14 protein-coding genes are annotated in these 12,329 nt (G+C 39.6%); 5 read left to right on the plus strand and 9 right to left on the minus strand.

Going from position 1 to position 12,329, the window contains the following annotated elements; all coding sequences use genetic code 11:
- Positions 1 to 29 precede the first annotated feature (29 nt).
- Together yegQ and MST16_RS11475 are read left to right on the plus strand one after the other, a co-directional pair.
- Positions 30 to 1,424 (plus strand): tRNA 5-hydroxyuridine modification protein YegQ, encoded by a 1,395-nt coding sequence (gene yegQ, locus MST16_RS11470; protein ID WP_180010889.1) that lies wholly within the window; start codon positions 30 to 32, stop codon positions 1,422 to 1,424.
- A gap of 9 nt (positions 1,425 to 1,433) precedes the next feature.
- Positions 1,434 to 1,688: a YfhL family 4Fe-4S dicluster ferredoxin gene (locus MST16_RS11475; protein ID WP_168379317.1), complete on the plus strand. Its 255-nt coding sequence runs from the start codon at positions 1,434 to 1,436 to the stop codon at positions 1,686 to 1,688.
- A gap of 286 nt (positions 1,689 to 1,974) precedes the next feature.
- Here the strand turns inward: MST16_RS11475 and ahpF are convergent, their stop codons facing one another.
- Positions 1,975 to 3,540, minus strand: a complete 1,566-nt coding sequence (gene ahpF / locus MST16_RS11480; protein ID WP_180009476.1) for an alkyl hydroperoxide reductase subunit F — start codon at positions 3,538 to 3,540, stop codon at positions 1,975 to 1,977.
- 433 nt (positions 3,541 to 3,973) lie between these two features.
- On the opposite strand from ahpF, the gene MST16_RS11485 reads away from it, so the two are divergent.
- Positions 3,974 to 4,132, plus strand: coding sequence for a hypothetical protein (locus MST16_RS11485; protein ID WP_257222656.1), 159 nt, complete (start codon positions 3,974 to 3,976; stop codon positions 4,130 to 4,132).
- 48 nt (positions 4,133 to 4,180) lie between these two features.
- Complete coding sequence (locus MST16_RS11490) at positions 4,181 to 4,585, plus strand: DsbA family protein (protein WP_257222706.1); 405 nt, start codon at positions 4,181 to 4,183, stop codon at positions 4,583 to 4,585.
- Between the two features lie 85 nt (positions 4,586 to 4,670).
- Here the strand turns inward: MST16_RS11490 and MST16_RS11495 are convergent, their stop codons facing one another.
- Genes MST16_RS11495 through MST16_RS11505 form a run of 3 tightly spaced genes read right to left on the minus strand, consistent with a single transcriptional unit; the run spans position 4,671 to position 7,571 of the window.
- The gene (locus MST16_RS11495) at positions 4,671 to 5,591 is read right to left on the minus strand and encodes a hypothetical protein (protein ID WP_180010916.1); all 921 of its coding nucleotides are present in this window, start codon (positions 5,589 to 5,591) and stop codon (positions 4,671 to 4,673) included.
- 41 nt (positions 5,592 to 5,632) lie between these two features.
- Positions 5,633 to 6,763: a toxic anion resistance protein gene (locus MST16_RS11500; protein WP_180010891.1), complete on the minus strand. Its 1,131-nt coding sequence runs from the start codon at positions 6,761 to 6,763 to the stop codon at positions 5,633 to 5,635.
- 16 nt (positions 6,764 to 6,779) lie between these two features.
- Positions 6,780 to 7,571 carry a tellurium resistance protein gene (locus MST16_RS11505; RefSeq protein ID WP_078189121.1) on the minus strand — a complete coding sequence of 264 codons (792 nt, stop codon included), beginning with the start codon at positions 7,569 to 7,571 and terminating at the stop codon, positions 6,780 to 6,782.
- Positions 7,572 to 7,898: 327 nt separating this feature from the next.
- Between MST16_RS11505 and MST16_RS11510 the strand changes: the two genes are divergently transcribed.
- Positions 7,899 to 8,387: a TIGR00645 family protein gene (locus MST16_RS11510; protein ID WP_078189122.1), complete on the plus strand. Its 489-nt coding sequence runs from the start codon at positions 7,899 to 7,901 to the stop codon at positions 8,385 to 8,387.
- Between the two features lie 62 nt (positions 8,388 to 8,449).
- Here the strand turns inward: MST16_RS11510 and MST16_RS11515 are convergent, their stop codons facing one another.
- The 5 genes from MST16_RS11515 to glyA form a co-directional block, all read right to left on the minus strand.
- Positions 8,450 to 8,701: a Crp/Fnr family transcriptional regulator gene (locus tag MST16_RS11515; protein WP_180092127.1), complete on the minus strand. Its 252-nt coding sequence runs from the start codon at positions 8,699 to 8,701 to the stop codon at positions 8,450 to 8,452.
- A gap of 12 nt (positions 8,702 to 8,713) precedes the next feature.
- Complete coding sequence (locus MST16_RS11520) at positions 8,714 to 9,154, minus strand: Crp/Fnr family transcriptional regulator (RefSeq protein ID WP_180092129.1); 441 nt, start codon at positions 9,152 to 9,154, stop codon at positions 8,714 to 8,716.
- Positions 9,155 to 9,271: 117 nt separating this feature from the next.
- The gene (locus MST16_RS11525) at positions 9,272 to 10,234 is read right to left on the minus strand and encodes a TauD/TfdA family dioxygenase (RefSeq protein WP_180009479.1); all 963 of its coding nucleotides are present in this window, start codon (positions 10,232 to 10,234) and stop codon (positions 9,272 to 9,274) included.
- A 246-nt stretch (positions 10,235 to 10,480) separates the two neighbouring features.
- Complete coding sequence (gene rnk, locus MST16_RS11530) at positions 10,481 to 10,885, minus strand: nucleoside diphosphate kinase regulator (protein WP_078189125.1); 405 nt, start codon at positions 10,883 to 10,885, stop codon at positions 10,481 to 10,483.
- Between the two features lie 161 nt (positions 10,886 to 11,046).
- Positions 11,047 to 12,300: a serine hydroxymethyltransferase gene (glyA, locus tag MST16_RS11535; protein ID WP_111885761.1), complete on the minus strand. Its 1,254-nt coding sequence runs from the start codon at positions 12,298 to 12,300 to the stop codon at positions 11,047 to 11,049.
- Between the last annotated feature and the right edge of the window lie 29 nt (positions 12,301 to 12,329).

Raw genomic sequence — 12,329 nt, forward strand, 5'->3', positions numbered from 1 at the left:
AGCCATAAATTTTTTATGCCTTTATTGACATGACGATTCAACACGTAACCGAACTCCTCTCACCTGCTGGCTCTTTAAAAAATATGCGCTACGCTTTTGCTTATGGCGCAGATGCCGTGTATGCAGGTCAGCCGCGATATAGCTTACGTGTGCGCAATAATGCTTTCGACCATGACAATTTAAAAATTGGCATTGAAGAAGCTCATGCCTTAGGGAAAAAGTTTTATGTGGTGGTAAACATCCAACCGCATAACTCAAAACTGAAAAATTTCATCCGTGACCTTGAACCTGTGGTTGCCATGAATCCTGATGCACTGATCATGTCTGACCCTGGTCTAATCATGATGGTGCGTGAACATTTTCCAGAAGTGTCCATTCATTTGTCTGTCCAAGCCAATGCGGTGAACTGGGCAACGGTTAAATTTTGGAAAAATATGGGACTGACACGTGTCATTCTGTCACGTGAATTATCAATCGAAGAAATTGAAGAAATTAAACACAATGTACCTGATATGGAAATTGAAGTTTTCGTACATGGTGCATTATGTATGGCTTACTCCGGTCGTTGCTTACTTTCTGGCTATATGAATAAACGTGATGCAAACCAAGGTGCATGTACCAATGCATGCCGTTGGGATTATAAAATTCACGATGCAGTTGAAGATGAAACTGGTGATGTTATTCCAGTCACACAAATTAAAGAATCATCATGCTGCAATAATAAAAATGCCGATGAGCAACACGCCCTAGAACAACACCAATTCGGCGAGCCGGTTTTATTACAACGCAATGAAGAAGACATGTTTGCTGCCGAAGAAGATGAACATGGCACTTATTTCATGAACTCGAAAGACTTGCGTGCTGTACAGCATGTTGACCGTTTAACCAAAATGGGCATTCATTCTTTAAAAATTGAAGGCCGTACCAAGTCTTATTTCTACTGTGCGCGTACCGCTCAAATTTATCGTAAAGCCATCGATGATGCCCTTTCTGGTAAACCATTTGACCCTGCTCTCATGTCTCAGCTTGAAGGTCTTGCGAACCGTGGTTATACCGAAGGTTTTCTACGCCGCCATGTACATAGTGAATATCAAAACTATGAAACCGGCTCTTCACGTTTTGATCATCAACAGTTTGTAGGTGAAGTCTTAGAACGCAATGGTGACTCTCTTAAAATCGAAGTGAAAAACCGTTTTGTTGTAGGTGATTCTTTAGAACTGATGACCACTTCAGGCAACATCACCTTCGTTTTAACTGAAATGAAAGATAAAAAAGGTAATCTAATTGACGATGCCAAAGGTTCAGGTCATATCGTGGATATTCCTGTACCTGCCGATGTGGATATGCGATACGCCTTACTGATTCGTAACTTACCCAATTCGACAGTGGATATTTCGGCTTCAACTTTAGCTTATCAGGCTTGAGTTTACTTTATGGCTTTGTTGATTACAGACAAATGCATCAATTGTGACATGTGTCTACCTGAATGTCCCAATGATGCCATTTATGAAGGCTCAAAGATTTATGAAATCGATGTCGCACGTTGTACTGAATGCGTCGGTTTCTATGCGCACCAAACTTGTGTTTCAGTTTGTCCGATTGAGTGCATTGTGCCTCATCCTGAATACATGGAGACAGATGAGCAGTTAATGGAGAAGTTTAAAGGTTTGAATTTATTTAAATCTTAAATTCGTGATGTGATTGGTATATTAATTGCATACTCCGCTTTATATTTTATAGAGAAACAACCTTGGGGAAAGTATAAAAATAAGGTTGTAAAACAAAAATAGCTGGGCAACGAATAGGATTCAAAATGTGTGGGGACATTTTTGAATCCTAATTTTGCAGACAAAAAAAGGAACTCCGGTGTTAGCATCCAAAGTTCCTGTAAAACGAGAATATTAAGAAAAATAATATTCAAATGACAACATTCAGCGCGGCCAGCGTGTTTCTCGAAACACACTGGCCTTTCTTTTATTGACCCGAACGGATGATGTAATCAAAAGCAGACAATGAAGCTTTCGCGCCTTCACCTGTTGCAATGATGATTTGTTTGTAAGGTACTGTTGTACAGTCACCGGCAGCAAATACACCTTTTACATTGGTTTCGTTACGTTCGTTAATTACGATCTCACCACGGTTTGAAAGTTCAACTGCTGTTTCTTTTAAGAAATCAGTGTTTGGTAACAAACCGATTTGTACAAAGATACCTGCCAATTCAATCGTTTTGATTTCATCAGTTGCACGGTCTTTGTAGTTCAGTGCAGTCACTTGTGAACCATCACCAACCACTTCTGTAGATAATGCATTCATGATCACAGTGGTATTCGGTAAGCTGTTTAACTTGTCTTGAAGGACTTGGTCAGCACGAAGTTTGGTATCAAATTCAACAAGTGTTACATGTTCCACAATACCTGCAAGGTCAATCGCCGCTTCGACACCTGAGTTACCACCACCAATCACCGCAACACGTTTACCTTTAAACAATGGACCGTCACAGTGTGGGCAGTATGCAACACCACGTGTACGGTATTCTTGTTCACCCGGAACGTTCATTTCTCTCCAACGTGCACCTGTTGAAAGAATCACTGTTTTAGATTCAAGTTTTGCACCATTCTCTAAAGTCACTTCAACTAAGCCATTAGCTGTTTGGTCAGCACCTTTGATGTCAGATACACGTTGCAAGTTCATAATGTCCACACCGTACTCACGTACATGTGCTTCCATTTCAGCAGCAAACTTAGGACCTTGAGTCTTTTGAATCGACGTGAAGTTTTCAATGTCCATCGTATCCATGACCTGACCGCCCATGCGTTCAGCCACGATACCTGTTTTAATGCCTTTACGTGCTGCATAGATTGCAGAAGTATTCCCCGCAGGGCCGCCACCAATCACAAGAACATCAAAGGCTTCTTTGGCATTTAACTTTTCAGCATCTTTTGCGGCAGAGTTGGTGTCTAATTTAGCAATGATTTCTTCCAAGGTCATACGACCTTGACCAATGTGCTCACCGTCTTGGAATACCATTGGTACAGCCATGATTTTGCGTTCTTCGACTTCGTCTTGGAAGAATGCACCATCAATCATGGTTGCAGTTGTACCTGGGTTATAGATCGCAATTAGGTTCAAGGCTTGAACCACGTCAGGACAGTTATGGCAGCTGAGTGATACGAACACATCAAAGTCAGTTTTAAGACCTAAACCTTTAATGGTATTCAGTACTTCGTCAGAAACTTTCGGTGCATAACCAGAGGTTTGTAACAATGCCAAAATCAAAGAAGTGAATTCGTGGCCCATCGGTAGACCTGCGAAGAATACACGTGGTGTTTCACCTGCTTTTGCAATACCAAAGCTTGGCGCACGGCTGTTGTTACCGTCAAAACGTGCAGTCACTAAATCAGATAAGGCAGCAACTTCGGTCACCAATTCTTTAATTTTGTCTGATTTGTCAGTGCCGTTTAAAGTCGCGACGATTTCAATCGGGCCTTCAAGGCGTTCAAGTAAGGTTTTTAATTGAGCAGAAGTATTTTGATCTAACATTGCTAACGTCTCCAGAGGAGTAAATTTATTTGATGAGAGAATGATAGAACAAACCATTAAATAGGTGAAACGGTTTGTTTTTATAAAATTAATCGGTTTTTCAAATTAAATGATTAAATTTCTTTCTAAATCATAAATATATGGGCCTATATTAACATTAAAATGATTTATTTCGTACATATATATCGTGATAAATCCCTCATTTTTTTCTTTTTTATTGAAATCACACCAAGCCTGCGCAAGACCCACTTACGTCCTGATTAATTACAAAATCTTTATAAAGCTTTAAGTTTCATTTCAGCAAGACGGCATTAAATCAAATGAAATATCAGGTGATTTGACTGCTTTTGAGTTCCATCAATAAAGCCACAATCAATCCCTTGCATCAATCAGCCATCGATCTACAAGTATAAAATCAACAGTGAGCAGAATAATGAAAATTGAATTTGTCTTTGATATTGTTTATCCCATGAGTTATGTCGCATTTCAAAAGTTAAAACAAAACTGGAATGAACATACCGCAACCCGTGTAGAGCTATTGCCGATTCAACGCGTTCCTGAAATTCCTGAACAAGGCTTAGATGTGCTGTAGTATTTAACCAATAAGTATGGCGCAAGTGCAGCAAATCGAAAACTCGAAATGACAAAGTTTGCCGCTTATAGCGAAGATGTGATTGTCAATATTGAGCACATGAAACGTATGCCAAACAGTCAACTGGCTCATCAAGGTATTTTGGCCTTGGACAATATTCTGGATCAATATGCCCTGACTCAAGCCTTATTATTCCATGCATTATTTGCACACGGTCAAAATATTGCTGATATTCAGGTTTTAAAAAGCATCATTGAAGGCATTGGTTTAGATGGCTCAAAAGTACTGCGCTCAATTCAACATAAAGATATTGCAGACCGTCAGCATGAAATTACACAATATGTAAAATCAAAGGGACAGCACCCCATTCCTTTTTACCTTGTGGATGGCGAAGTGAATGATCAGACTTTTTCTACACAGGAACTTCGACAACTGTTTCATCGCGCAAGTTAATCTACCCAAGATCAAAAATCCCCATACAATGTGATGGGGATTTTTATTCTGAGCAATGCAATGATCTAAAAAGAAAATAGGCCTGTTAATGAAGTCCCTGCTCAATTCGATTAATCCGTGATTTGAAATGCTGAGATAGTAGATACAAAATTAAGCTCAAAACCAGCGTGAGTACCATCACGGCGATCAACACCCAACGTACAACAACTTCTACTACATTGGCTTGCTGAACTTGTTTTTCCACGCTTTGCGCCATCGGTGTCATGGTTTTATCAAATAGCTGATTTTGCATTGCCCAGAGCTGTTCAGGCTGAAAACCGTATTCACGGAATTTTGCTGGATTTTGTTGCTCGGCATTGATTAAGGATTGCACCAAAGGAATTGCTGTCGCACGATCTACAGGCTTATGCATCAAAGCAGCTTGTGCAAGTAAATAGGCTTGCACGGGTTTTGCCAATTGTGCATCTTCCATCTCGAAAGCCAGCTGGCTTTCTTGAATATTTTTTTCATAATGTACCAATTTTTGATCTGCTGCACGGTCATCATGATTAAGGTCATATTGCACATAAGTTAAGCCTGACCAAAGCACGATAAACGATAAAATCCAGCCGACAAATTTCAATACAAAAGATTGGAATCGAATTCTAAAAAATTGAAATTTCTTTAGAAATCCAACCAAGAAAAATGCGCCAATAAATGAAACGATGAGTTTGAGAAATAACCAACCAATAAAGGATAAAAAGTTTAAAAAATAGTCGGAAGACTCACCGAGTTGATATGTCAAATCACCTGCACTAACGGGAATATGCAGTTGCTGTACGCTAGAACTTAGGCCAAAAAAGCTATAAACCATATCATGCTGAATAAACAACATCACAGCTGAAACGATCAGCACAGAAACACTGGTTAAAGTCAATAACGTCAAATTGCGTTGACGCTTCTTAATGGTTTGAAGCCCTGTTTCCAGTTGCTGCGGATTTAGCGCATATTCATCAATGGGAGGCAAAGACATACTCCTTCAGATTATATTTTCACCCCCCTCACAGCTTATGAAGAAGGGTTTGAACCACTCGATTCAATCACTAAATGATTCAAATTGTTTTGTAAGGCACGAATACGTGTCGTTGCTTCTTCACGCTTTTGCACACCTTCTTTCTGAATTTGAATCACATCATTAACGGTTTTAATGAGGGTATTTTGCACATGTTCAAGTGTTTCGATATCGATCACTGAACGCTGATTGGCTTTTGCTGTATCGACAGAGTTTTGATGCAACAAATCTGCATTGCGTTTTAACAGGTCATTGGTCGCATCATCAATGCTATTTGCCAATTGCACGCTGTTCTTTTGTTCTTGCAATGAAATCGACAAGCTAATTTGGTTTTTCCATGCCGGTAAGGTGATATTTTTAATAGCATAAAACTTATCGACCAACATCAAATTGTTGGATTGAATTATGCGAATCATCGGCAAGGTCTGCATAGCAGATTGTTGCAAGATCTGTAGATCACTCACACGTTTTTCAAGATTATTTGCCAAATGATTGAGGTCATAGATTTTTTGCGTAGTGGTTTGATCTTGAACTTGAGTGGTTAATCTTGTAATTTCCTGTTGAATTTCTTGCTCTTTCAACTTACCTGCGGCGATATACACACCTAATTGTTTATATTCGTCTTGTACGCCTTCAAACATTTTATCTAAGGTATTTACACGCGCTTTTAAGCCATTTTGCGAAGTTTCAATTTCTTTAACTAAAGCATCAATTTGCTCTTTAGTGGTATTAAAGTGCTGATCAAAACTTTGCTTGGCACCTTTAAATTTACTCAGTAAACCACCAAAAAATCCTGAGCTTTTCGATTTATTTAAAATGCTCGTGGTATTCAATTGCTGTGCGACTTGTACCACCTGATTGAGCTTTTGACCTGTCGCATCCAGATCTTTATTTTGCACCAAATTTAATAATTCATCGGTATAGGTCGACGTCTTGGTGGCAATGTTTTTACCATATTCGGCAACACTATTATGACTTAAATCTGCCAATTCCTTACGTGCAGCTTCGACTTCGTGAAAATCGGAAGTTTGTAAGCCAATTTCCTGTAAATTGAGTTGCTGAAACTTTTCTTCAGTCAATTCTTTACTTACTTCAACGGGTAAATTTTTGGCATCTAAATCGGTCATAACTCACCTTATATTTCTAAGACTTAGAGGAATTCTCTAATGATTTTTTTAAAGTTTTAATCAAATTTTCACGGCTATTATCAAGCTTTTCCAATGAACTTGTCGAGTTACTTTGACGACTTTGTTTCACATGATATTGCCATGCCGGAATCAACACTTGCTGAGCTTCCTTATATCGATCTAATAAACCAAAAGAAAGCTGCTGAGAAAGCTGCATTTGTGTAATTGCAATATCATTACTGGCTTGTAAGGTTTGCAACGTATTCACCTTTTTCGATAAGCGTTCTGCAAAGTTATCAAGCGGATGCTGATTTTTAACAAACTGTGGGTATTCCAGCAAAAATTCTTCAGCCGCGACGATATAGCGCGCCATTTGCTCACGTAAACCCTGTAATTGATTAAAACGTGCTTGGGACTTTTGAATTTCTAACTGTAATTTTTGGCTCAGATGATTTGCCCGATCAAGCAATTGATCCAAATTTTTATAATATTCAACTTGTCCTGAACCGTACTCCAAATCAATGCCTAACCATTTTTGCAAGGCATTAAATTTGCGTGTTTTTAAATATTTTTTTGAATTGGCTAAGGCTTGAATCAACTGCTCAATGGTTTGACTAAGTTGCTTCGTCAACTGAGGGTCAACACCATCTAGCAGTACCGACTGTGCTTGAATTAATTGATCTGCATAATGATTTAGACGATATTGATCGGTCAGTAATGGCACAAGGTCATTCCGCTTAATCGAAAGCACTTCCGCCCGATCTACCGTAATATCCTTTAACGGCACCAATACATCAATTTGTGACATAGCCAATTAAACTCAATAAAATCATTTTTATACTACAAGTTTTGCCATAAAAGTCTTGTAGTATTTTGCAAAAAATACATCTATTTCATCAGTCAAATTTCGCCATCAAACTCAACCGTTGCCTATAGATCCGCCTAAGCAGCCATACAGCATCATTTCCACTGATATGATGACCTACACAGATGAATTCAAGCTTAAGACACCCAAAGATTCAATCTAGATTTAAATTAAACAACTGACTCTACATGAATTATTATCAAAATTATCGTAAAATTTAATTCATATACTTTAGAACCAAATAATAGATCAATAATTTTAGAGGCTTAAATGGAACGTTTTTTCCATAATACAATGTATGCTGCACGTTGGATTCTGGCTCCCGTGTACTTTGGATTATCCTTTGCACTGCTACTGCTCGCGATTAAATTTTTCCAAGAAGTCATTCATGTCCTTCCGCATATTTTAGAATATTCAGAAGCTGACCTGATTTTAGTCATCCTCTCTTTGGTCGATATGACTATGGTGGGCGGACTGATTGTGATGGTGATGTTTTCAGGCTATGAAAACTTTGTTTCGCAATTAAAAATTAATGAATCGACCAATCGCTTGAACTGGCTCGGCACCATGGATGCCAATTCATTAAAACTCAAAGTTGCAGCATCAATCGTGGCAATTTCTTCGATTCATTTATTGCGTATTTTTATGGATGCGAAAAACATCCCAAATGACAAAATCATGTGGTACATCATCATGCATTTAACCTTTGTTTTTTCTGCTTTTATGATGGGTTATTTGGATAAAATCAGTAAGCACTAATCTAAAAACAAGTCCAATGAAGCCATTTGCGATTATGGCTTCTCGTCAAATTTTAAATCTAGTTATTCATCAAGTTCACTCATTCGCCTTAAACGTTCAAGATCCAAGATCACGATTTGTCCATAATTCCACGCGATCACATGTGTTTGAACAAATTGCTGCAGATGTTTATTCAACGTTTGCCGTGAAATATTAAAAGACTCTGCAAATTCCTGCTGACTGAGTCTCAAAGGAATTTCCTGCCGACATCCATATTGCTCATAGAGTCGAATCAAATGTCTAGCAATACGCTGCTCTAGCGTTGCCGTTCGCAAATAACGATTATGCTAAAACATCAAATACATGCGTTGACTGAGAGATTGCACGACATTCCAAAGTGCCTGCGAATCACGCTGTAAAACCGCTAAAAACGTTGTTCCAGAAATGATCGCCACCTCAACGTGTGTCGCAGCAAAATAATCATAATTCAACGGCTTTTGTTGTAAGACTGCAACAAAATTAAATACTGACTGGCGACGGATATAGTCATTGACAATCAATTCACCATTATTTTGCAACCAACCAATTTGTAGCGTACCTGAAAGCAAAATATAAATATCCTGCACGATTTGTTGTTGTTTTAAGATATGCTGCTGCGCATGAAAACGTGAATATTTCACCTGTTGCACAAGCTGTTCTAACGTCTGATCGCAAAAGCCTTGAAAGATGTCTTCATTTCGCAAAATTTCCAACAAATGCTGTTGGGCTGTGTTCTTTTGATCGCTCACGTCTATAAAAAAATGCCTAAGATCTCATCGATCTTAGGCAAGTGCTGAAAAATGTAAAACCATTGTTTTTCGCATTATTTATCTGTTTTTATGCTGTTTTAAATGACGCTCTAATACTTAAGATGCTTTCTCATAAATACGGCCTGCTTCAGAACGCAAGTTTGAAATGTCGGTGTTCTGAATGTTTTTCAGTACAGTACTCGGCTGACCATTTACATCGACAGGCACATCGCCCTCGATAGTGACACGTGAGGCGATACGTAGCTCATCACCATAGTCATTGATGGCACGGTGCTGCGTCGCACGATTATCCCAAATCGCAACATCACCAACCGCCCAGCGCCAACGCACAATATTTTCCCATTGCACGATTTGCTCTTGAAACAGTTTAAATAAACGACGTGACTGTGCCGGACTATATCCACTGAAGCGTTTAAAGAAGTGACCTAAAACCAAACTTTTTTCACCTGTTTCAGGATGTACACGCACCAATGGATGCTCGGTTTCCACTTCTACCGCGGTACGGAATAAATGGCGACCTTCTTCATTGTACTGACCTTTGGGAGTCGCATAGTCATAACTATTACTATGCACCGCGCGTAATTGTTCCGCCAGTTTTTGCAGCTCCGGACTTAAATCTTCATAAGCCGTCACGGTATTGGCCCAAACTGTATCGCCACCATGTTCAGGTGCAACTACATTTCTTAAAATTGTGGCTTTGGGATAATTGGGTAAAAATGTAATATCGGTATGCCATGAATCTGCGCGCCCACCACGTGAGTCAATTGACAACGTATGTGCTGTACCATCTTTGAGTGGCACACTTGGGTGATTCAACGGATTTCCTAAAAGTCGTGCAAAGGCTTCTTGTTCTAAATCGGTGAGATCTTGCTGCCCACGCACAAATACAACTTTATATTTTAATAGTGCATGATTAAATTCATCGACCACGCTTTTGTCTAAACTTCCAGACAACTGAATGCCAGAAATTTCGGCACCAATACGACCGGTTACAGGTTTTACTTCAATATGCTGATATTGATAGTCTGGATTGTAATGATTCGATTCTAATTGTGTCATAGGGCTCTACCTTATTCTTCAAATTATTAAGCAACGATGGTGTTGTTGAAATAAAGTGTGCCGACTTCGTGCCCATGACTCTGTCAATTATTTGACAGTTTTCCCAAGTTAAACTGCTATGGTTGTAATGAAATCTGCTTAACAACTTTTGCCGATTTCATATCTAAAAATGCGATATCGAAAAATAAAAAAGCCATCAGTATCGATGGCTTTGTGTGCGGATTTTATCTGTATATCGCAGCGGAATTATAAATAATCCCCTTCACGCTCTGGTTGATAGAGCACTTTAATGATTTTGACTTTCATGGTGTGACCATCAGGCTGCGGCCATTCTATTTCCTGCCCTTCAGCCAAACCTAAAATGGCAGCGCCCACTGGAGCCAAAACATTGACTTGGCCTTTATCGCCACGAAAATCATGCGGATAAACCAATGTAATTTCTGTAGCTTCTGTCGCAGGTGCAATATTAATGAGAACCTTGGCGTTCATACTCACCACATTGGCAGGCACATCTTGTGGAGCAACCACTTCAGCGCGCGCCATCTCATCTTCCAAATGCTCCATCGTCGGTGTCAGCTTTGACTGATGCTCCAACATGGTTTCTAAGCGATGTAAATCTTGTTCTGAAAGAATAATATTGGGTTTATTCATATAAAGTTCCTTTGCGACCTTGCCAGCAGATCTATAGCGATGGGCAAATTTTTTGTTATCTCTTATTCCGTTATATCAGAAATATAAATGTTTAGATAACTTTTGAATTTTTCTGATGACATAAAAAAAGCCCCCTTGAGGGGGCTTTTCTCAAGTCTGTTTTATTTTGCGTAAACTGGGAATTTAGCGCAAACAGCAGCAACTTTTTCTTTCACTGCAGCAATCACAGCTTCGTCACCTTTGCTGTCTAGAACGTCAGCGATCCAGCCTGCAAGGTCACGTACTTCAGCTTCGCCAAAACCACGTGTTGTTACAGCAGGAGTACCGATCCGGATACCAGAAGTCACGAATGGAGAACGTGGATCGTTTGGTACTGAGTTTTTGTTCACAGTAATGTGAGCAGCACCTAACCAAGCATCGGCATCTTTACCAGTAATGTCTTGTTTAATTAAAGATAATAAGAACAAATGGTTCTTAGTACCGCCAGAAACAACATCATAACCACGTTCGATTAGAACTTCAGCCATTGCTTGCGCATTCTTAACAACTTGTTGTTGGTAAGCTTTATATTCAGGCGCCATTGCTTCTTTGAAGCAGATCGCTTTAGCCGCTACAGCGTGAACTAAAGGACCACCTTGGTTACCTGGGAATACAGCTGATTGTAATTTTTTCTCGATTTCTTCGTTTGCTTTCGCAAGGATTAAACCAGAACGTGGACCACGAAGTGTTTTATGAGTAGTCGTTGTTGTTACGTCAGCAATTTGTACTGGGCTTGGGTAAACACCAGCAGCAACAAGACCAGCTACGTGAGCCATATCTACGAATAAGTAAGCACCAACTTTGTCCGCGATATCTCGGAAACGTTGCCAATCAACAACTTGGCTATACGCAGAGAAACCAGCCACGATCATTTTTGGCTTGTGTTCTTCAGCTAAACGTTCAACTTCTTCATAGTCGATTTCGCCAGTTTCTGGGTTCAAACCGTATTGAATTGCGTTGTAAGTTTTACCAGAGAAGCTAACTTTAGCACCGTGAGTCAAGTGACCACCGTGAGCCAAGCTCATACCTAAAACTGTATCGCCTGGGTTAAGTAGCGCAAGGTAAACTGCAGAGTTTGCTTGTGAACCAGCGTGTGGTTGAACGTTTGCATAATCTGCACCAAACAATTCTTTAGCACGGTCAATGGCCAATTGTTCGATCACGTCTACATACTCGCAACCGCCATAGTAGCGTTTACCAGGGTAGCCTTCTGCATATTTGTTAGTAAGTTTTGAACCTTGAGCTTCCATTACTGCAGGTGAACAGTAGTTTTCTGAAGCGATTAACTCAATGTGCGCTTCTTGGCGAGCATCTTCATTCGAGATCGCTTGAGCTAATTCAGGGTCAAATTGAGCAATAGAGGTGTTGGCAAACATTAGCGAGGTCCTATTAAATTAGGGCTTTT

The organism is Acinetobacter sp. YH16040_T, from assembly GCF_024605785.1.
Taxonomy (GTDB): Bacteria; Pseudomonadota; Gammaproteobacteria; order Pseudomonadales; family Moraxellaceae; genus Acinetobacter; species Acinetobacter amyesii.

Bases quoted from the DNA above. Each gene is read 5' to 3' on its own strand.
- MST16_RS11510 (WP_078189122.1), top strand. From the start codon at position 7,899: ATGGAACGTTTTTTCCATAATACAATGTATGCTGCACGTTGGATTCTG.
- MST16_RS11500 (WP_180010891.1), bottom strand. From the start codon at position 6,763: ATGACCGATTTAGATGCCAAAAATTTACCCGTTGAAGTAAGTAAAGAA.
- ahpF (WP_180009476.1), bottom strand. From the start codon at position 3,540: ATGTTAGATCAAAATACTTCTGCTCAATTAAAAACCTTACTTGAACGC.
- MST16_RS11485 (WP_257222656.1), top strand. From the start codon at position 3,974: ATGAAAATTGAATTTGTCTTTGATATTGTTTATCCCATGAGTTATGTC.
- MST16_RS11475 (WP_168379317.1), top strand. From the start codon at position 1,434: ATGGCTTTGTTGATTACAGACAAATGCATCAATTGTGACATGTGTCTA.
- yegQ (WP_180010889.1), top strand. From the start codon at position 30: ATGACGATTCAACACGTAACCGAACTCCTCTCACCTGCTGGCTCTTTA.
- MST16_RS11525 (WP_180009479.1), bottom strand. From the start codon at position 10,234: ATGACACAATTAGAATCGAATCATTACAATCCAGACTATCAATATCAG.
- glyA (WP_111885761.1), bottom strand. From the start codon at position 12,300: ATGTTTGCCAACACCTCTATTGCTCAATTTGACCCTGAATTAGCTCAA.
- MST16_RS11490 (WP_257222706.1), top strand. From the start codon at position 4,181: ATGACAAAGTTTGCCGCTTATAGCGAAGATGTGATTGTCAATATTGAG.
- MST16_RS11505 (WP_078189121.1), bottom strand. From the start codon at position 7,571: ATGTCACAAATTGATGTATTGGTGCCGTTAAAGGATATTACGGTAGAT.
- rnk (WP_078189125.1), bottom strand. From the start codon at position 10,885: ATGAATAAACCCAATATTATTCTTTCAGAACAAGATTTACATCGCTTA.